This window comes from Paenibacillus sp. GCM10023252 (genome assembly GCF_042653305.1).
Taxonomy (GTDB): domain Bacteria; phylum Bacillota; class Bacilli; order Paenibacillales; family Paenibacillaceae; genus Pristimantibacillus.
On the sequence record NZ_JBHSHW010000009.1, the window covers coordinates 133,611 to 153,274 of the forward strand.

The following is a 19,664-nucleotide window of genomic DNA, read 5'->3' on the forward strand; positions in this document are numbered from 1 at the left end:
AGGTCATCGACCTTGCCTAAGCAGCTTTTGTATTTTGAGGCAGGGGGCGGTTATTCCCCCTTGGAGGAGGCAATACTAGCAATTACGAATGGTTATGCCGGATTATTGCCTATTAGAGGAGCGGATGAGATGAATTTGAGTGTAATATTGATGCTGATTCAAGTGTTTTTTGCTGTTGTCATTGGCCTCTACTTCTGGAACCTGCTGCGCAATCAGAAGACGAACCGTTCCGCGGTGGACCGAGAGTCGCGCAAGGAGATGGATAAGCTTCGCAAGCTGAGATCGGTCTCCTTGACTAAGCCGCTGGCAGAGAAGACTAGGCCGCAAGCGATGCAGGACATTGTCGGGCAAGTGGACGGTCTGCGTGCCCTGAAGGCTGCTCTATGCAGCGCTAATCCGCAGCATGTCATCATCTACGGGCCACCTGGAGTTGGCAAGACAGCGGCGGCACGTGTCGTTCTGGAGGAAGCGAAGAAGAATCCTTCCTCGCCCTTCCTGCCGGAGGCGAAGTTCACCGAGATTGATGCGACAACGGCCAGATTCGATGAACGGGGCATTGCCGATCCATTGATTGGGTCTGTTCACGACCCTATCTATCAAGGAGCCGGTGCAATGGGGGTTGCAGGTATTCCACAGCCGAAGCCCGGAGCAGTGACGAAGGCGCATGGGGGCATTCTGTTCATTGATGAGATAGGGGAATTGCATCCCGTTCAGATGAATAAGTTATTAAAGGTGTTGGAGGACCGCAAGGTGTATCTGGAGAGCGCCTATTATAATTCCGAGGACGCGAATATTCCTTCGTATATTCATGATATTTTCCAGAATGGGCTGCCTGCTGACTTCCGTCTCGTAGGGGCAACAACAAGGTCGCCTGGTGAGATTCCGCCTGCTATCCGCTCGAGGTGTATGGAGGTATACTTCCGCCCTCTGCTGGCTGATGAGATTGGAGAGATTGCCAGGAATGCGGTCAAAAAAATCGGCTTCGCTCCTTGTCCGGAAGCGATCGAGGTCGTCAAAAAGTATGCGACCAATGGGCGTGAGGCCGTTAACGTTATTCAACTGGCTGCTGGCCTTGCCCTGTCTGAGAAGCGTGACGGGCTGTCAGCAGGCGATATCGAGTGGGTGGTGAACTCTAGCCAGATTCCGCCAAGGCCGGATCGCAAGGTGCCTGCAGAGCCTCAGATTGGCTTCGTTAACGGCTTAGCCGTCTATGGACCGAACATGGGCACGCTGCTTGAGATTGAAGTGAGTGCAATCCCTGCACGAAGCGGCAAGGGACAATTCACGATTACCGGCGTTGTCGATGAAGAAGAGCTCGGCGGCGGAAGCCGTACGCTTCGGCGCAAGAGCATGGCGAAGGGCTCTGTGGAGAATGTACTGACTGTATTGCGCCGGCAAGGCTTCAAGCCGAATGACTATGATCTGCATATTAACTTCCCTGGAGGAACGCCGATTGACGGGCCCTCCGCCGGAATCGCGATGGCAACGGCTATCGCTTCCGCTATTCAAGGGATGCCGATTGACAACAAGCTAGCCATGACAGGGGAGCTTGGCATTCACGGTAATGTGAAGCCTGTCGGCGGCGTGCTGGCGAAGGTGGAGGCGGCCTTCCAAGCCGGTGCAACCACGGTCATCATTCCGCGGGAGAATTGGCAGGCGATTTTCACCGATCTAGAGGGGCTTAAGGTCATTCCGGTTGACCTCGTGGATGAGGTGTTCGAGCACGTATTCGGTGCTAGTCTGGAGACCGCTAACCATACGGATTCCCATGTTGCAGCGGATCTCTATATTGCCAGCGGAGTACCTTATTTGCAGGCGGAATCTGTAGAATGATAAAATAGGGTAGACGTTAACTACTGGAGGTGCTGGTATGGGACCTGGAAAATCGAAAGGTCGTCGGCTGCCCCTGCTTCCCTTAAGGGGATTGCTCGTATATCCCAGCATGGTGCTCCACCTTGATGTGGGCAGAGATAAGTCTGTGCGGGCTCTTGAGAGAGCAATGGTCGAAGATCATATGATCCTGCTATGTTCGCAGTCGGAAGTGAACATTGAGGAACCAACGGAAGAAGATATCTATCGCATTGGCACGATTGCCAAGGTTCGCCAGATGCTGAAGCTGCCTAACGGCACGATTCGTGTCTTAGTTGAAGGTGTAGTAAGAGCAGAGATACTTGGTTACCTGCCTAACGAGGAGTACTACGAGGTTACTGCTCGCGAGCTCGCTGAAGAAGAGACCGATGATCCGGAAGTCGATGCGCTCATGAGATCGGTGCTGAATCAATTCGAGCATTACATTACCTTGTCCAAGAAGGTGACGCCGGAGACCCATGCAGCCGTCTCGGATATCGATGAGCCTGGTCGTCTTGCCGATGTCATTACGAGTCACTTGTCCCTGAAGATTAAGGATAAGCAGGAGATTCTAGAGACGATTGATGTGCGTGAGCGACTGGAGAAGCTGCTCGATATTCTAGGCAATGAGCGGGAAGTGCTGGAGCTGGAGCGGAAGATTAGCCAGCGTGTGAAGAAGCAGATGGAGAAGACGCAGAAGGAATATTATCTCCGCGAGCAGATGAAGGCGATACAGAAGGAGCTAGGCGAGAAGGAAGGCCGAGCAGGAGAAGTGGAGGAGCTGCGCAATCTTCTCTCTGATTCAGGTGTTCCGGAAGCGGTTAAGGAGAAGATAGAGAAGGAGATCGACCGACTGGAGAAGATGCCTGCGTCCTCGGCAGAGGGCGGAGTCATTCGCAATTATATCGATTGGCTGCTGTCACTCCCTTGGAATAAGCTGACAGACGACGATCTAAGCCTGGCTAAGGCGGAATCTATCCTGAACAGCGATCACTACGGTCTGGAGAAGCCGAAGGAGAGAGTGCTGGAGTATCTAGCCGTTCAGCAGCTGGTTAAGAAGATGAAGGGCCCCATCCTATGTCTCGTAGGTCCTCCTGGTGTGGGGAAAACATCCCTCGCTCGTTCCATCGCCAAATCGCTCGGCCGCAAGTTCGTCCGGATCTCCCTAGGCGGAGTTCGGGACGAAGCTGAGATTCGCGGGCATCGCCGGACGTATGTCGGTGCTATGCCTGGGCGTGTCATTCAAGGGATGAAGACTGCCGGCTCGCTTAATCCGGTATTCCTGCTCGATGAGATTGACAAGATGGCGATGGACTTCCGCGGAGACCCGGCTTCCGCGCTGCTTGAGGTGCTTGATCCTGAGCAAAATAATACGTTCTCCGATCATTACGTCGAAGTGCCATTTGACTTATCCCATGTTATGTTCATAACGACAGCCAATGCCATGCACAATATTCCTCGTCCGCTGCTGGACCGAATGGAAGTGCTCTATATTCCCGGCTATACGGAGCTGGAGAAGCTGCAGATTGCCGCGCGTTATCTGCTGCCGAAGCAGATTCGGGAGCACGGGTTAACGGAGCAGCAGCTCGTCGTCGATGAGAAGGCGCTCCTCCAGATTGTGCGGGAGTATACGAGAGAGTCAGGCGTGCGTAACTTGGAGCAGCAGATTGCTGCCATCTGCCGGAAGGCGGCTAAGCATCTCGTATCGCAGCAAGCAAGCGAGGCAAGCGAACCCCAAGATGCGGGTGCGTCAGCAGAAGCGACGCCTGTAACGCTTGATGCTGAGCTGCTGAAGGAATGGCTTGGACCTTCCAAGTTCCGCTACGGCCTAGCCGAGGCTGAGGATCAGATAGGTGCGGTAACCGGGCTAGCATGGACCGAGGTAGGCGGAGATACGTTAGTTATTGAAGTGACCGTAATGCCGGGCAGCGGCAAGCTCACCTTAACAGGTAAGCTCGGAGATGTGATGAAGGAGTCTGCGCAAGCGGCCTTCAGCTATACGAGATCGAAGGCGGCAGAGCTCCATATAGATCCAAGCTTCCATGAGAAGAACGACATTCATATCCATATTCCAGAGGGAGCCATTCCGAAGGATGGTCCTTCCGCCGGCATTACGATCGCAACTGCCCTCATCTCTGCGCTCACGAATCGTTATGTATCGCGAGAGGTGGCGATGACAGGTGAGATTACACTGCGCGGACGTGTCCTGCCGATCGGCGGGCTGAAGGAGAAGTCACTCGCTGCCCACCGGGCAGGAATCAAGAAGATATTACTGCCGAAGGATAACGAGAGAGATCTGAGAGATATACCGGACAGCGTTAGGGGAGACCTGCAGTTCATACCTGTGAGTCATATGGATGAAGTGCTGCAGCACGCGCTCCTCGAAGCACGGACAGAGGAGAAAGCAGGATTGATTATTCAATGAAAATTACTCAAGCTGAATTCGTTATAAGCGCGGTTAAGCCGCATCAATACCCGGAGGATGCCTTGCCAGAGATTGCTCTGGCCGGGCGCTCCAACGTCGGCAAATCTTCGCTTATCAACAAGATGATTCAGCGGAAGAATCTGGCCAGAGCGAGCCAGCAGCCCGGCAAGACGCAGCAGCTCAACTATTATCGCATTAATGATATGGTGTATTTTGTTGATTTTCCCGGCTACGGGTATGCCAAGGTATCGAAGACACAGCGTGCAGCATTCGGGCAGATGATTGAGACTTACCTGCAGAATAGAGAGCCTCTGAAGCGGCTGCTGCTCATCATTGATATCCGCCATGCCCCTTCGAAGGATGATCAGATGATGTACCACTGGCTCAAGCATTATGAGATTCCAGTCTGCATCGTCGTCACGAAGGCGGATAAGATACCTCGCAGCAAGTGGGCGAAGCATGTGAAGATGGCGAAGGAGACGCTCGAAGCGGATCCAAGTGATCCGGTCGTCATGTTCTCGTCGGAGACGGGGATTGGAAGAGATGAGCTATGGGAAGTCATCCTGGCGTCGATTGAATCACCCGCCGAGGCGAGTGAGCCTGCTGAACCGTTAAGTGAGCTTTCTGCTGAGTAAGGGAGGAAGACCATCAACTTCTTACAGAATGCAGAGGATATTGCATAATTGTTCAACCTCTTCGTGAATTCCTCCGTTTTTCACAAGAATATGCGAGAATATCGGGGTCGGAGCGCAGGAATAAATAACGGGGATGACGTATAATATACTTAATCAACGAGACACAAGCGTGTAAGTTCAAAGAATTGAGGAGATTTGTATGGCTCAGCGGCTAGCCACAGAGTATGTAAATGCCAAACTGCAATTAACGAGCAATGAGATGAGTCAGTTCTTCCGGATGATTGAAGATCAGCAGGTCCGTCTGCAGGTTATGATTCTCGACAACGGCAATCAAGAGCTGCTTCTCGAAGACGTCGCAGGGCGGGAACAAGTCCGAATGACCTTCGAACGTCAGCAAGACTATTACGTATGTGTGCTTACCTGCCGCCTCGTTCACCCTAAGCTTACGAACGCCATGCGCAAGGCTGTATCCGCATTCCGCGGTGACGCCGTCGTGCATCGAATCTACAGTCATTATACGATGATCTATCATTACCATAAGGGTGCTGTTCACCGAATTGTTGAACTTACGGATGCGGGCGAACGTGTTGTATTCCAGTTCAAGGATACAAGAGGCCAGCTGGAGCAGGTGTTCCGGAGCAGACTGGTGGAGCGGGAGATCGCTCTCGTGAACGGCGCAATTAATGAGTGGCTTGATCTAAGGAACCAGACGGATCTGCCCCAAGAGAAGCAGGCCATCGACCTTCGCTTGAAGGAGCTAACGCATAAGCTATTCATTCTTGAAGCCTAGTTATTTATAACATACCTACCTGAGCCGCTCACCCTGAGCGGCTCTTTTTTATACGATAATTAGGCTTGGGGCAAGGGGTACCGGACAAGGCTCGGTTACATACGCTAGCTATTGGGATTTCGGATGCAGCAATCCTTAAGGACAGACTCGAAAAAAAGAGTTGCATTTCTAGTCGATAGATGTTATTTTTATTTTCGTTGAAAAGAAAACGGTACACAATAATAGGAACCAGGATTCACTCAGGACATGATTATGTTGCGAGAGATAAGACCCTCGGGAAGTGAATGACGTAGGTCCTAGCGGATGAAATTTTTAAACATTTTATTCCTAGGAAGGGGGAACCGAGAGATGGAATATTCAACTTTCGGAAGACACGTTGCTGTTGATACTTGGGGTGTAGATTTTGACCTGATTAACAGTGCTGAATTTTTACAAGCCCACATGGTAGAGGCGGCAGAAGCATGCGGAGCGACAGTATTGTCCGTGCAGGCTAAGCAATTCGAACCACATGGAGCAACGGTGCTCGTATTGCTGTCAGAGAGTCATCTATCCATTCACACGTATCCTGAGAAGGGCTTCGCTGCATTAGACTGCTATACCTGCGGTGAGACTGTGGATCCGCAGCTGGCGATTGATTATATGCTGGCTGTACTGAAACCGAAGACAACCTACGCGAAGAAGCTTATGCGCGGCATGGGCGAACTTCAAGTGATTGAAGCAGACATGAAGCAAATCGAGCTGGTCTAGCAGCAAGCTTGCTTAGGCCACACCAGATAATGAAATAACCATGGATCTCTTCCATGGTTATTTCTTTGTATATATAGGGAATAATGGTGCAGTGTTTTTCAAACATTATTCATAAATGCATCTAAAGTACTCTTCATGTTGTGCTATAATAAACGTTGACATTAGGCATTAGCCTTAGAATGGAACCTATCTAAAACAGAAGGAGGCAGGTGATCGCGCATGCACATCATTGTGGTTGGGTTAAATTATCGGACAGCCCCGGTTGAAGTGAGAGAGCAATTCACCTTCGATGAACGGGATCTTCCGGAAGCGTTAAGACAACTCAAGCAGACGAAGAGCATCATGGAATGTGTCATTGTGGCGACCTGCAATCGGACGGAATTGTACGCGGTTGTAGACCGGCATCATCTATGCGGCCACTACATTCGCAGCTTCATGGAGAAGTGGTTCAAGCTCTCAAGAGATCAGTTCACGAATCATCTATATATGTACGAAGACAGCAAGGCGATCGACCACTTGTTCCATGTAACCAGCGGCCTGGATTCGATGGTTATAGGCGAGACTCAGATTCTCGGGCAGGTGAAGGATGCCTTCCTGCTGGCGCAAGAGCAGAAGGTGACCGGCACCGTATTCAATATGCTGTTCAAGCAGGGGATTACGCTTGCTAAGCGGGCACACTCTGAGACGTCGATTGGCGAGGCTGCCGTATCGGTCAGCTATGCTGCCGTTGAACTGGGCAAGCGGATCTTCGGACAGTTCCATAAGAAGAAGGTTATGATTATCGGTGCCGGCGAGACGGGCGAGCTGACGGCCAAGCATCTGTATGCCAATGGCGCAGATCAAGTGCTGGTCGTCAATCGGACATTCGACCGGGCGGCTCAGCTCGCTGACAAGTTCAACGGAACTCCTTGTTCAATGGAGGAAGGGCTACGACGGCTGCATGAAGTGGATATCGTCATCTCATCAACCGGAGCTAATGAATATGTGCTTACGAGAGAGCAGATTGTTAGCTCCATGCAGAAGCGCAAGTCCAAGCCTCTGTTCATGATTGACATTGCGGTGCCCCGTGATCTGGATCCGGGCATTGCAGCTGTTGAGAATGTATTCCTCTATGACATCGATGACCTGGAGGGAATTGTGGAGAGCAATCTGGAGCTTCGCCGCAAGGAAGCGGCTAAGATTGAGATCATGATTGAGCAAGAGCTGGACAGCTTCGACCAGTGGTACAAGACGCTGGGAGTAGTGCCTCTTATTCGCGGTCTGCAGACGAAGGCAGCCGATATCCATGAGGAGACGCTGGACAGCCTGACGAAGAAGCTGCCGGGTCTTGGAGAGCATGAGCTTAAGGTTATCCGCAAGCTGACCAAGAGTATGATGAATCAGATGATGCAGGATCCCATCTTGCGTATTAAGGAGATGGCAGGTGAGAAGCGGGCAGATGAGGCGATGGATCTGTTCGTTAAGCTGTTCGCGTTAGAGGAGCAATTGGTTACAAATCAGCAGGCCAAGCCCCAAGCGGCAACGGAGCCGGCAACGGCTGCGCCTAAGAAGCTTACACCAACCCATGCAGCTGCAGCTGGACTAGCAGCCGTTACGCCTTAGGCGGGGGCCGCTTACGAACTTTGCTTAAGGGCCGCAGCGTGGAGGCGCTTATGGTAACGCAAAACTGGCTATATGATGCGATACTTTATGTTTACGCCCTGAGCCTTCTGTTTTATTTCTCCGATTTCATGGATGCGAATCGGAGAGCTAAGCGGATAGGAACAGGGCTGCTTATTTTTGTATGGGTATTACAGACTCTATTCCTCCTGCTTCGGATGATTTCCCACTTTGAATTGGAGAGTATATCAAGGTTCGAGTATTGGCTCGTGTTCTCTTGGCTGATCGTCACCATATCGATTGTGGTCAGCCGGTTCATCAACATCGAGTTCTTCGTGTTCTTAGTTAACGTCATTGGGTTCGCCGTGCTGGCACTTAATCTGTATAGCAATCCCGGCGAGACGACCTCCCTGGAGCTATGGCATGTGACCCGAGACCTGCTCTATGTACATATTAGCTTAGTGCTGTGCGCCTATGCAGCGCTGATCATCGGGGCTATATTCTCAGGAATGTATCTGTTCATGCACAGGCAGCTGAAGGATAAGCAATGGTCCAGATTCGTTCGAAGATTGCCAAGCTTGTCCTCTATGGAAAATTATACGTATCGCATGGTGCTGATTGGGCTGCCGCTGCTCGCCATGTCGCTCTCGGTAGCCGTTACGTCACTGCTGGTAGAAGGGCATGAAGCTCTGCTCCTCGACTGGAAGGTGCTCTCTTCCTTCGCGGCACTCCTCCTCTACATCGTCTATATGCTGCAGAGAACGGTATGGAGGCGGCCAGGTCCGGAGGCGGCCCGAGTGAATCTCCTCGCGTGTATGGTGCTGATAATTAATCTATTCACGAATTCCATCTCTTCCTTCCACTAAGGAAGGAGCCGGAGAGGCGAGAGGATGAGAGGCAGTATGGGGTGGTATCCAATTCTAGTCGACGTTAGCGAGATGAGCTGTGTCGTCATTGGCGGAGGAGCCGTCGCGGAACGCAAGCTTAGGGGGTTGCTGGAATCCGGTGCGGGGCGCATCACAGTGGTAAGCCCTGCTGTCACGCCGTGGATCTCGGAGCAGGTCGCAGCTAAGAGTATGGAACTGCGACTGAGGGAATACCAAGAAGAGGATGTACAGGGTGCGGATCTGGTCATTGCTGCTGCAAGTGATGAGGAAGTGAACCTGAGGGCTGCTCAGGAGGCTAAGAGGGCGGGAGCATTGGTGAATTCAGCGGGTGAATATGCGAAGGGGAGCTATGTGACTCCTGCTGTCGTTCGGAGAGGGAAGCTGATGCTGACCGTAACCACTTCGGGCAGCAGTCCTGCCCTCGCAGCGAGCATTAGCAAGCAACTGCTAGAGGTATACGGGCCGGAATATGAGGAATGGACGGATCGGTTAGGCACGTTAAGAGAATGGGTACAAGCGAGCGTCAGCGACCACAAGCAGAGACAGCTCTTGCTCCGTCTAGCTGCACATGAGCGGATAGGCAGTCAGCCTGCGGGCGAGACGATGACGCAGTGGATAGCTCGCCTTCGGGAGAAGGCCGATAGGGGGAAGGAATAATGGCAGAACAGTTGGAAGCCAGTCGGAAGATTGTCGTAGGGACGAGGCAGAGTGCGCTAGCCTTGACGCAGACGGGCCAGGTCATCGAGCAATTGAAGCAGATTGCCGAGAAGCACGGCTACGATTATTCGTTCGAGATTAAGAAGATTGTGACGAAGGGTGACCAGATACTGGATGTCACCTTGTCGAAGGTTGGCGGCAAGGGCTTGTTCGTGAAGGAGATTGAGCAAGCGCTGCAGGACGGAGTCATTGACCTCGCTGTCCATAGTATGAAGGATATGCCCTACGAGCTTCCTCAGGGGCTGATGAACGGAGCTATTCCTAAGCGAGTGGATCCAAGGGACTGTCTCATTACGAAGAATGGTGAGCAGCTGGCGGAATTGCCGCAAGGCGCTAAGGTGGGGACAAGCTCGCTCCGCCGTTCCTCACAGCTCAAGAACATCAGGCCAGACTTAAGGATGGAGTCCATCCGCGGCAATATTGATTCCCGTATACGCAAGCTGGAGACAGAGGGCTACGACGCTATCGTGCTGGCTGCTGCCGGACTTACTCGTATGGATTGGCAGGATCGGATCTCCTCTTATATCGCTCCAGATGTATGTGTGCCTGCGGTCGGGCAAGGGGCGCTTGGCATCGAATGCCGTGAGGACGACGCTCAGGTGAGAGCATTACTGTCCTTGTTCAATGACAAGGATACGGAGCTTACGGTGAGAGCAGAGCGCAGCTTCCTCGGAGCTCTGAACGGAGGCTGCCAGATTCCGATTGGCGCTTATGCTACCCTTACAGGAGAGAACGATGCTAGCGGCATGGCCATGCTCGAACTGACGGGTATAGTAGGATCGCCTGATGGAGACCTTCTATTGAAGGAGATTAAGCGTGGAGTCGATCCGGAGCTGCTTGGGAGAGAAGTAGCTGCGGCACTAATAGACCGAGGTGCAGACCGCATACTTGCGGCAATTGGGGGATAACGATGGACAAGGGGAAGGTATATCTGGTTGGAGCGGGTCCTGGGGATCCTAAGCTTATTACAGTTCGTGGATTGGAAGCGCTGGGCAAGTGTGAGGTCGTCGTCTATGACAGGCTGGCAAGCCCTAGGCTGCTCAGACATGTGAAGCCGACTGCGGAGCGAATCTATGTGGGCAAGCTGCCGGACCGTCATACGATGAAGCAGGAAGAGATTAATCAGCTGCTCGTGGATCTCGCTCTCCAGGGCAAGATTGTTACTCGCCTTAAGGGGGGCGATCCGACCATCTTCGGCAGAGTTGGCGAAGAGGCGGAGCTGCTAAGGAAGAATGGTATCGAGTTCGAGATTGTGCCGGGCATTACTTCCGCCATTGCAGTACCGGCCTATGCCGGCATTCCAGTGACCCATCGGGACCTGGCTTCCTCCTTGTCCATCATCACAGGACATGAGAGCCCGGAGAAGCTCGATCGTACCATCCACTGGGACAAGGTGACGAATGCAACCGGAACCCTGATCTTCCTGATGGGCGTTGCCAAAATTGGATATATCGCAGACCAGCTCATGCTTCACGGCAAGCCTGCCCACACTCCGGTCGCCCTTATTCGCTGGGGGACCCGGGTCGAGCAAGAGACGCTAGTAGGAACGTTAGCGTCGATTGAGGAGCAGGTGAAGCAGGCGGGCTTCCAGCCGCCTGCGGTCATCGTCGTCGGCGAGGTCGTGAAGCAGCGCGAGCTCCTGCAATGGTTCGAGCACAAGCCGCTGTTCGGCACGCGCGTGCTCGTAACCAGAGCGCGAGCGCAAGCTAGCGAGCTCGCTGACCGGATTGAGGAGCTGGGCGGAGAGCCTTGCGAGTACCCGGTCATTGAGACGCGAGAGCCGGAGAGTGAGACGGCGCTTGCGGCTTTGCAGGAAGCGCTGGCGGAGCCTGAGCGTTATGGTTGGATTTTTTTCACCAGTGTGAACGGGGTCGATTACTTCTTCCGCCACCTGAAGCGGCTCGGCATCGATATTCGGAAGTTCCATCGCGCGCGTATCGCTGCGGTTGGGCCGAAGACGGCCGAAGTGCTGGAGCAGCGCGGCCTGGTGGTAGAGAATATTCCAGGCAAGTACCAGGCGGAGGGGCTGCTGGAGCAGTTCCGTGATAGGCTGCAGCCTGGCGAGCAGGTGCTGCTGCCGCGCGGAGATCTGGCCAGGGAATTGCTGCCTCGTGAGCTGAGAGCGCTCGGGCTGCTGCCTGTTGAGGTTGATGTGTATGAGACGGTGATGGCGGAGCTGCAGGATGAGGACGAGCTCGTACTGGAGTGGCTCCGAGAGAAGGCGATTCATGCGATTACCTTCACGAGCTCTTCCACGGTGACGAACCTGCTGGAGCGGCTGCGCAGGAGCGGAGTTGAACATCCGCAGGAGCTGCTGTCCGGTGTGATGATCGCAAGCATCGGCCCGTTAACCTCGAAGACAATACGTGAGGCCGGATTGGAATTAACGATTGAAGCAGAGGAAGCGACGATCCCCTCCCTGCTGGATGCCCTTATAGAATGGAAGAAGAGACAGACGTTAATCTAATGGACGATTGCACAAGGAGTTGACGACTATGAGTTACCCATTGAATCGAAATCGCAGGCTGCGGAGAACAGCAGCGCTTCGCTCGCTCGTACGCGAGACGGCGCTCAGCGCGGATGACTTCATCTATCCTCTCTTCGTCACTTATGGAACGAATATCAAGGAAGAGATTCCATCGATGCCCGGGGTGTATCACTTCTCCATGGACCGGCTGCAGGAAGAGATTGCAGACGTGGTAGAGGCGGGGATCCGCTCGGTACTGCTATTCGGCATACCGGAGACGAAGGATGCGATAGGCTCTTCCGCGTATGACCCGAACGGGATCGTACAGGAAGCGACACGCGCGGTGAAGCGCTGGGCGCCGGAGCTGCTCGTCATTGCGGACACCTGCTTATGCCAATTCACCGACCATGGGCATTGCGGTGTCATCCATCACAACGAGAGTACCGGCCATGCGGAGGTTCATAATGACGAATCGCTGAGGCTGCTCGTACAGACTGCTGTATCCCAGGCGGAGGCGGGAGCTGACATCATCGCTCCATCGAATATGATGGACGGCTTCGTCGGCGCCATCAGAGAAGGCCTGGATGCAGCAGGATTCGAAGACATCGCCATCCTGTCCTACTCCGTCAAGTATGCGTCAGCCTTCTACGGCCCGTTCCGCGATGCGGCTCATTCCGCTCCCAAGTATGGTGATCGGAAGACCTATCAGATGGACCCCGCCAATGTTCGTGAGGCTCTTAGAGAAGCGGAATCTGACATTGCCGAAGGAGCGGATATGCTCATGGTTAAGCCTGCTCTGGCTTATCTGGATGTCGTTAAGCTGCTGAAGGACACCTGCAATCTGCCGGTCGCGGCGTATAACGTCAGCGCTGAATATTCCATGGTGAAGGCGGCGGCTGCGAACGGCTGGATCGATGAGCGCTCTGTCGTTCTTGAGACGCTGCTGGGCATGAAGCGTGCAGGGGCAGATCTCATCATCACTTATCATGCGAAGGATGCCGCGCGCTTCCTGAAGGGAGAGGCTTAAGCTTATGTCCGAACAATCTCATCCAGCAAGGCGCAGTGACGCGAGATCGGCTGAAGCGTTCGCACGCGCGAAGAAGGTTATACCTGGAGGGGTCAATAGTCCGGTCCGTGCCTTCAAGTCGGTCGGGTTAACCCCTGTCTATATGGACAGAGGCGAAGGCTCCCGCATCTACGATATTGACGGCAACAGCTACATTGACTATATCGCTTCATGGGGACCGCTCATTATGGGCCATGCTCACCCGGAAGTGGTGGAAGCGATTAAGAAGACAGCGGAGAAGGGCACCTCCTTCGGCGCGCCAACCGAGCTGGAGACGCTCATGGCGGAGCTCGTCTGCGAACGTGTCCCGTCTGCGGACATCGTCCGGATGGTCAACTCTGGAACGGAAGCGACGATGAGTGCCCTCCGCCTTGCCAGAGGGTATACGAGAAGGAGCAAGATCCTGAAGTTCGAAGGCTCCTATCATGGTCACGCGGACAGCCTATTGATTAAGGCCGGCTCAGGCGTTGCTACGCTTGGACTGCCGGACAGCCCCGGCGTACCCGAGAGCGTAGCCTCCCATACAATTACCGTGCCATACAATGATCTGGATTCCGTGAAGCTCGTGTTCGAGAAGTTCGGTGAGGAGATTGCTTGCATCATAGTAGAGCCAATCGCGGGCAATATGGGCGTGGTTCCTCCATTGCCAGGCTTCCTCCAAGGACTGCGTGACGTTACGCAGCAATACGGCAGCTTGCTCATCTTCGACGAAGTCATGACGGGCTTCCGCGTACACTATCACTCTGCTCAAGGCTTGTACGGCATAACACCTGATCTTACTTGCCTGGGCAAGGTAATAGGCGGAGGACTGCCTGTCGGGGCCTATGCCGGCAGACGAGAGATTATGGAGATGATGGCGCCAAGCGGCCCCATCTATCAAGCAGGCACCTTGTCCGGCAATCCGCTGGCGATGGCTGCGGGTTATACGACGCTGAAGCTGATGACCGAGGAGCGGTATCAGGAGCTGGAGAAGCTGGCGGTTCGGCTTCAGCTCGGATTCGAAGCGAATGCAGACAAGCATGGCATAGCTTGTACCATTAACCGAGTCGGCTCGATGGTATGTCCATTCTTCACGGAGACGCATGTCATTAATTATGAGACCGCGAAGACGGCGGATCTGAACGTGTTCAAGGCTTATTTTGCAGCGATGCTGGATCTGGGTATCTCTGTAGCGCCTTCACAGTATGAAGGAATGTTCGTCTCCGGGGTTCATACCTATGATGACATCGACGCCACGATTGCTGCGCATGAGCTTGCTCTGAAGAGGCTATAGGATGCTGAAGCTGGAACAAGCTAAGCGTCAAGGCGAGTGGCTCGCGATTCCTTGGACGGAGGCCGGCTCAGCAGGAGCAGGCTCTGCAGGGGATACACCTAAGGCTGGCAGTCATCCGCATCTGATGCGGCAATGGCTGCTGGCCTCTTCGCTGTTCCCGGACAAGTGGGTAGGACGGCTCTTCTCTGTCGGAGGCATTAGGTGGGAAGGCAGCTCCCTGCTGCTCCTCATGTTCCCCCGCGCCAACGTGGATAAGGACAAGCTGTATGTGCTAGCTAAGCAGCCTCCTGCGGCAGGCTCACCGACAGTACCCGTCCTCTACGAGGATGATTATTGTCTCGTACTTGACAAGCCGGCTGGCATGCCGGTGCATGAAGCGTTCGCCGGGCAGCGGGGTACGCTGGATGAAGCGGCAGCGAGGCATTGCATGGAGCGAGGAGATCCCCTTCCTGTCAGGCATATTCACAGGCTCGACGAAGATACGTCGGGGCCAGTGCTCTATGCCAAGAATGATCTCGCGCAGCTTCGGCTCGATGAAGCGATGAGAGAGAAGGCGATAGACCGGAGATACCTGGCTCTAGTGAAGGGTCATCTGGCTAAGCGCAGCGGGACGATTAACTTGCCAATCGGCAAGGATCGCCATCACCGGGCAAGACGCATCGTCACACCTGGAGGCGATCACGCCGTTACCCATTATGAGACGATGGAGCAGCTCTACGGGGCGAGTCTGCTTCGCGTGCAGCTGGAGACGGGCCGAACCCATCAGATACGGGTTCATCTCAGCCACTTGGGGCATCCGCTGATAGGAGATGGATTGTACGGAGGAGATACTAGACTGCTGAAGCATCAAGCTCTCCATGGGGAGCGTCTGCTCTTCGCCCATCCGTGGACAGGGGAACAGATTGAAGTGCTCTCCCCTGTGCCCGAGTGGCTGCAAGCGGCTATGAATCAACTTCGGCGCTTCTAGATAAATTGATAGTCATGCTATGGTCCTTCCTCCCATATAGATAAGTAGTGAATGTAACGTTATGCCAAGCATTCAGTACGGGAAGGGAGGACTGAAGCGTGTCCAATCCATCGAACGGGCTCCGATTCGACGTCTATGAACGTGTGCACTTGCCTGATGATGTAGCAGCTATAGGTGAATTAGAAGAGATTGAACTCGTTCCCCGCATCCAGGTCATCGAACAAGGGGAGCAAGCAGTGCTTCGCGGGCAGCTGCTCTTAAGCGGCGTCTACCGCGGACAAGGGGAAGAGGAATCTACGCAGACGCTCCAGCACTGGATTCCGGTCGAGATTACACTGCCTATGAATCGCATTGAGAGGCTGGATGACATCTCAGTCGAGATTGATAACTTCGACGTAGACTTATTGTCCTCGCGCACGCTGAACATTACTGGCGTGCTGTCTCTTCGAGGCATTATTGCCGATCAGCCGCCAGAGGTGCTGGAGGAGTGGCAGGAGGAGCCGTTCACCGTCGTCCATCGACGAGAACCGGCTGAGCAGCAGCCGTCTGGAGAAGCAGCGGAGTATGCGAAGGAGTACGAGGAAGAGGCTGAAGCAAGAGATAGTGACTTCATAACGGACAGTACAGAGCAGAGCTTCACGGCTGACAGCCAGCCGGCAACTCCCTACATTCCGGAATTCGGCTCTCACGACGGCGGGTCCGGCTTCGCCGCATCCCCTTGGTCTGCCTTCTCTGAGGCGAAGAACAAGCCTGCGCCTGAGCCGTCTAATGAGCGGATAAGCTCTGCGGGGGAAGAACAGGCAGCTCCATCCGCCTGGGCTAACTGGGAGGCTCAGCGTGCTCAGCAGGAAGCGGAAGCGAGGGCAGCTGAGCAGGCGAGGCTGCTTGAACAGCAAGCCATACAGCTGGAGCAAGTCCGGGCAGCCGAGCAAGCAAGACTGGCCGAGCAAGCTCGGCTCGATGAGCTCATTCGTGAGCAGTACTTAGAGGAGCAAGCGGCGCAAGAGGAAGCCGAGCAGGCCAGAGAGAGCGAGATCTTCTATTCGCCGCTGACGAATGAACCCGTTCATGCTTGGGCCTCGTCAGACTCACCTGCCTATGGTGAACAGCCGCAGTACATTCCGGAGCAGTCGGAATTGGAACGAGTGGCAGGCTATGAGGAATGGAATGCCGGCGAATTCATCCAGCAGGCTGGTGACGACACGGAGCAGGCACCTAGAATCGCGTTCGGCAGCAAGTCTCCTGCTGTTCCCGCTGCGGAAGGGAGCAATGTCGGCCTGGTCACCCTCCTCCAGACGAGCCGCAGAGAACGAGCGGCTAGACAGGCAGCGGAGTATGAAGCTGCACAGCAAGCGATTGCTGATGCTCCCGCCGCCAGTGATGACATCGAATGGACCCAGCTGTTCCTTGGACGGCAGTCCGAGGATAAGAACGAGTTCAGGAAGATTCGATTCTGCATCGTGCAGCGAGACGAGACACTGGAAGGAATCGCTGTTCGATACAGCTTGAATCCGAAGGAGATTATGCTGCGCAACGGCTTGAATGAACCGTCTGTTACCGAGGGCCAGCTCATCTATATTCCTTGATCAGCTTCATAACTGACAACAACCTCAGCAACCGCGTCCACTGGACCGGCTGTCTGAGGTTGTTGTTGTTAGGCATGGATAGAGAGTGAAGCTACGATTGCGTGAACAGAGGATTAACGAAGGATTGCAGATAATGCTCACATAGCTCCTCTGTCGTATAGCCGTAATGGCTGCGCAAGTAGTTGAACGAGTCCGGCGATAACGAGTAGATGAGGATGTGCGTCGTTAGCGCGATATCGATATGGGGGATTAGCACACCGTTATCCTGAGCCTCATGGAACAAGCCCTTAAGCTTCGAGCTAATATATTCATACGGAGGGGCCTCGTGAAAATTAAACCGGTCAGGCTCGCAAAATTGATAATGCTGCACGACCGACACCCATCCGGATTGCTCCTCAATGAACTGAATAATCTGTCGCAGGAATAGCTGAACCCGCTCAAGCACGTTGCTCTGTTGATGCTCATACTCGGTCATGAGCGCATCCACTTGATCCATGAAGGATTGAAAGGTATCCTTCATCAGGTCCATGCACAGGTCGCCCTTATTCGCATATCTGCGATATAAGGTGCCTTGGCCGATGCCGGCCGACTTCGCTACTTGGTGCATGCTGACGGAATCGACTCCATGCTCGGTGAACAGTGACTTCGCTGTCTGAAGAATGACAGAGCTGAGCTCTTCGGCATCCTTGCGCTTGCCGTTGCCGGTAGATGACATAGCGAACAACTCCATTTCTACATAAATACATCATTAACATGCGTATTGACATGCGTATTGACATGCGGACAATTGTCCGGTAATATCGTTGTGCGGACAATTGTCCGCAATATAAGCGGCACGCCGATTGATACGACTGTGTTCCCCTTATTGTATCGCTGCCTTCAGGCGCGGTCAATTCATATGGAATGGCAGGGCGAATGAACGGTAAGCTGCCGCATTAGGATAGGAGGAGAATTACTTCATGTCATCTTCAACAATGAAGGAAGGCCAGACTGCTTCAATGAAGGATATCATTGCTCCGCTCATTGCTATTATTGTCGGCATGTTCATGGTTATTCTAGATGGAACCGCGATGAATGTAGCGATTCCAAGATTGATGGAGGACTTCGAGAGCAGCTTCTCTATCGTGCAGTGGACAATTACCGGCTATGCGCTGGCGCAGGCTGCGGTCATCCCTCTAGCAGGATGGCTGTCGGATCGGTTCGGAGCGAAGCAGATCTTCCAGCTCTCCATCGTGCTGTTCACGCTTGGTTCCGCACTATGCGCATTCGCAACGACGGTTGATCAGCTCATTATCTATCGTATTATCCAAGGTCTCGGCGGCGGGATGGTTGCGCCGATTGCGATGGCCTTCACTTACCGCCTCAGCCCCCCAGGCAAGGTAGGAGCGGTGATGGGGATGATCGGCATCCCGATGCTGCTTGCTCCGGCTCTAGGTCCGGTCGTTGCAGGGTGGTTAGTGGATTCGGTAAGCTGGCACTGGATCTTCATTATTAATCTGCCTATCGGCGTGATCGGCTTCATCATCGGCCAGCGCACCTTGCCTAATATTGCAAGGCAGTCGGTTCCTTCGCTAGATATCCTTGGGATGCTGTTCGCGCCTGTCGCGTTCGCGGCGCTCGCTTACGGAGTAAGTGAAGGAGGCAATGACTGGGGATCGGCTAAGACGCTCACAGGCCTTATCGTAGGCGGCATTGCCCTTATTGTGTTCATCATTGTAGAGCTTCGGCGCAGAGAGCCGCTGCTAGAGCTCAGAGTGTTCCGCTCCTCTGACTTCACACGGGGAATCATCGTGCAATGGATCTCGCAGATTGCTCTGTTCGGCACGCTGTTCCTTATCCCTGTGTTCCTTCAGCAGGTGAAGGGCTATTCTGCTCTGGAGACGGGGCTCATATTGCTGCCTCAGGCTCTTGCTGCAGCTGTCTGTATGCCAATCGGCGGCAAGCTGTACGACCGAATCGGCGCCAGACCAATCGTGGTCGGCGGCATGGGGCTGGTTATCATAGCGGCGTTCCTATTCTCCCAGACTACCGTCAATTCGGAGCTGATTGCTTACATGATACCGTTGGCATTGCTTGGTGCAGGTATGGGTCTATCGATGATGCCGCTGAATACGCACATCATTCAAGCTGCTCCTCCTGAACTGGTGTCCCGGGTCACTTCATTGACCGGCGCTGCCCAGCAAGTGATGACCTCATTCGCCATCGCTGGTCTCTCCACCATACTGGCCAGCCGAAGCGAATACTACGAGGGGGAAGGCCAGAGTCCTGCCGATATGATCTCTTCCTCCTATGGCGATACCTTCCTGGTGCTTACCGCCATAGCTGTTCTAGGTGTGCTTATCGGGCTGCTGCTTCGCAAGCCGAAGGTGAAGGCTGATTCGGCGGAGAAGCCGGAAGTGTCGATGATGATGGGCCACTAATTTTACAGCATGAGATTACACCGTTTAGGCTGCAAGCGCGGGCATGACGCCGCGCTTGCAGCCTATTTGCATGACTGACCTTGTGTCAGGTTGACTGTCATCGCTAACAATTGTATGATAGTTATATATGTCAACTATTTTCTTCACGCAACAACGTTGAAGGGGAAGAGTACGCAGTATGCCTTCAGAGAGCGGAGCCGATTCGGCTGTGAGGTTCCGCAGGATGTCACTGCGACG

Annotated in this window: 16 protein-coding genes; 15 read left to right on the top strand and 1 reads right to left on the bottom strand. The window is 53.9% G+C overall.

The features are described 5' to 3' along the window. Nucleotides 1-129 precede the first annotated feature (129 nt). The 14 genes from lonB (at nt 130) to ACFO9Q_RS06640 (ending at nt 17,007) form a co-directional block, all read left to right on the top strand. Entirely contained in the window at nt 130-1,833 is a 1,704-nt protein-coding gene (lonB, locus tag ACFO9Q_RS06575; protein ID WP_379179956.1) for an ATP-dependent protease LonB, read from the top strand. A gap of 37 nt (nt 1,834-1,870) precedes the next feature. Further along, nucleotides 1,871-4,273 carry an endopeptidase La gene (lon, locus tag ACFO9Q_RS06580; RefSeq protein ID WP_379179958.1) on the top strand — a complete coding sequence of 801 codons (2,403 nt, stop codon included), beginning with the start codon at nt 1,871-1,873 and terminating at the stop codon, nt 4,271-4,273. Beyond that, nucleotides 4,270-4,908, top strand: a complete 639-nt coding sequence (yihA, locus tag ACFO9Q_RS06585; protein ID WP_379179960.1) for a ribosome biogenesis GTP-binding protein YihA/YsxC — start codon at nt 4,270-4,272, stop codon at nt 4,906-4,908. The genes lon and yihA overlap by 4 nt, the downstream gene beginning before the upstream one ends. A gap of 199 nt (nt 4,909-5,107) precedes the next feature. Beyond that, nucleotides 5,108-5,698 carry a non-ribosomal peptide synthetase module gene (locus ACFO9Q_RS06590; protein WP_379179962.1) on the top strand — a complete coding sequence of 197 codons (591 nt, stop codon included), beginning with the start codon at nt 5,108-5,110 and terminating at the stop codon, nt 5,696-5,698. 348 nt (nt 5,699-6,046) lie between these two features. Beyond that, complete coding sequence (gene speD, locus ACFO9Q_RS06595) at nt 6,047-6,445, top strand: adenosylmethionine decarboxylase (protein ID WP_379179964.1); 399 nt, start codon at nt 6,047-6,049, stop codon at nt 6,443-6,445. Between the two features lie 219 nt (nt 6,446-6,664). Further along, on the top strand, nt 6,665-8,047 hold the full coding sequence (gene hemA / locus ACFO9Q_RS06600) for a glutamyl-tRNA reductase (protein WP_379179966.1): 1,383 nt from the start codon (nt 6,665-6,667) through the stop codon (nt 8,045-8,047). Nucleotides 8,048-8,097: 50 nt separating this feature from the next. Beyond that, on the top strand, nt 8,098-8,910 hold the full coding sequence (locus ACFO9Q_RS06605; RefSeq protein WP_379179968.1) for a cytochrome C assembly family protein: 813 nt from the start codon (nt 8,098-8,100) through the stop codon (nt 8,908-8,910). 24 nt (nt 8,911-8,934) lie between these two features. Beyond that, entirely contained in the window at nt 8,935-9,588 is a 654-nt protein-coding gene (locus ACFO9Q_RS06610) for a precorrin-2 dehydrogenase/sirohydrochlorin ferrochelatase family protein (protein ID WP_379179970.1), read from the top strand. Then, complete coding sequence (gene hemC, locus ACFO9Q_RS06615) at nt 9,588-10,556, top strand: hydroxymethylbilane synthase (protein WP_379179972.1); 969 nt, start codon at nt 9,588-9,590, stop codon at nt 10,554-10,556. Before ACFO9Q_RS06610 ends, hemC begins: the two co-directional genes overlap by 1 nt. Nucleotides 10,557-10,558: 2 nt before the next feature. Further along, nucleotides 10,559-12,115, top strand: a complete 1,557-nt coding sequence (cobA, locus tag ACFO9Q_RS06620; RefSeq protein WP_379179974.1) for a uroporphyrinogen-III C-methyltransferase — start codon at nt 10,559-10,561, stop codon at nt 12,113-12,115. A gap of 28 nt (nt 12,116-12,143) precedes the next feature. Continuing rightward, on the top strand, nt 12,144-13,142 hold the full coding sequence (gene hemB / locus ACFO9Q_RS06625) for a porphobilinogen synthase (RefSeq protein ID WP_379179976.1): 999 nt from the start codon (nt 12,144-12,146) through the stop codon (nt 13,140-13,142). Between the two features lie 4 nt (nt 13,143-13,146). Then, nucleotides 13,147-14,454: a glutamate-1-semialdehyde 2,1-aminomutase gene (gene hemL / locus ACFO9Q_RS06630; protein ID WP_379179978.1), complete on the top strand. Its 1,308-nt coding sequence runs from the start codon at nt 13,147-13,149 to the stop codon at nt 14,452-14,454. A 1-nt stretch (nt 14,455) separates the two neighbouring features. Beyond that, nucleotides 14,456-15,421 (top strand): RluA family pseudouridine synthase, encoded by a 966-nt coding sequence (locus ACFO9Q_RS06635; protein ID WP_379179980.1) that lies wholly within the window; start codon nt 14,456-14,458, stop codon nt 15,419-15,421. Between the two features lie 98 nt (nt 15,422-15,519). After that, on the top strand, nt 15,520-17,007 hold the full coding sequence (locus ACFO9Q_RS06640) for a LysM peptidoglycan-binding domain-containing protein (protein ID WP_379179982.1): 1,488 nt from the start codon (nt 15,520-15,522) through the stop codon (nt 17,005-17,007). 91 nt (nt 17,008-17,098) lie between these two features. Here ACFO9Q_RS06640 and ACFO9Q_RS06645 read toward each other — a convergent pair whose 3' ends face one another. Further along, complete coding sequence (locus ACFO9Q_RS06645) at nt 17,099-17,722, bottom strand: TetR/AcrR family transcriptional regulator (RefSeq protein ID WP_379179984.1); 624 nt, start codon at nt 17,720-17,722, stop codon at nt 17,099-17,101. Between the two features lie 244 nt (nt 17,723-17,966). On the opposite strand from ACFO9Q_RS06645, the gene ACFO9Q_RS06650 reads away from it, so the two are divergent. Continuing rightward, nucleotides 17,967-19,427: a DHA2 family efflux MFS transporter permease subunit gene (locus ACFO9Q_RS06650; protein ID WP_379179986.1), complete on the top strand. Its 1,461-nt coding sequence runs from the start codon at nt 17,967-17,969 to the stop codon at nt 19,425-19,427. Nucleotides 19,428-19,664: the final 237 nt, after the last annotated feature.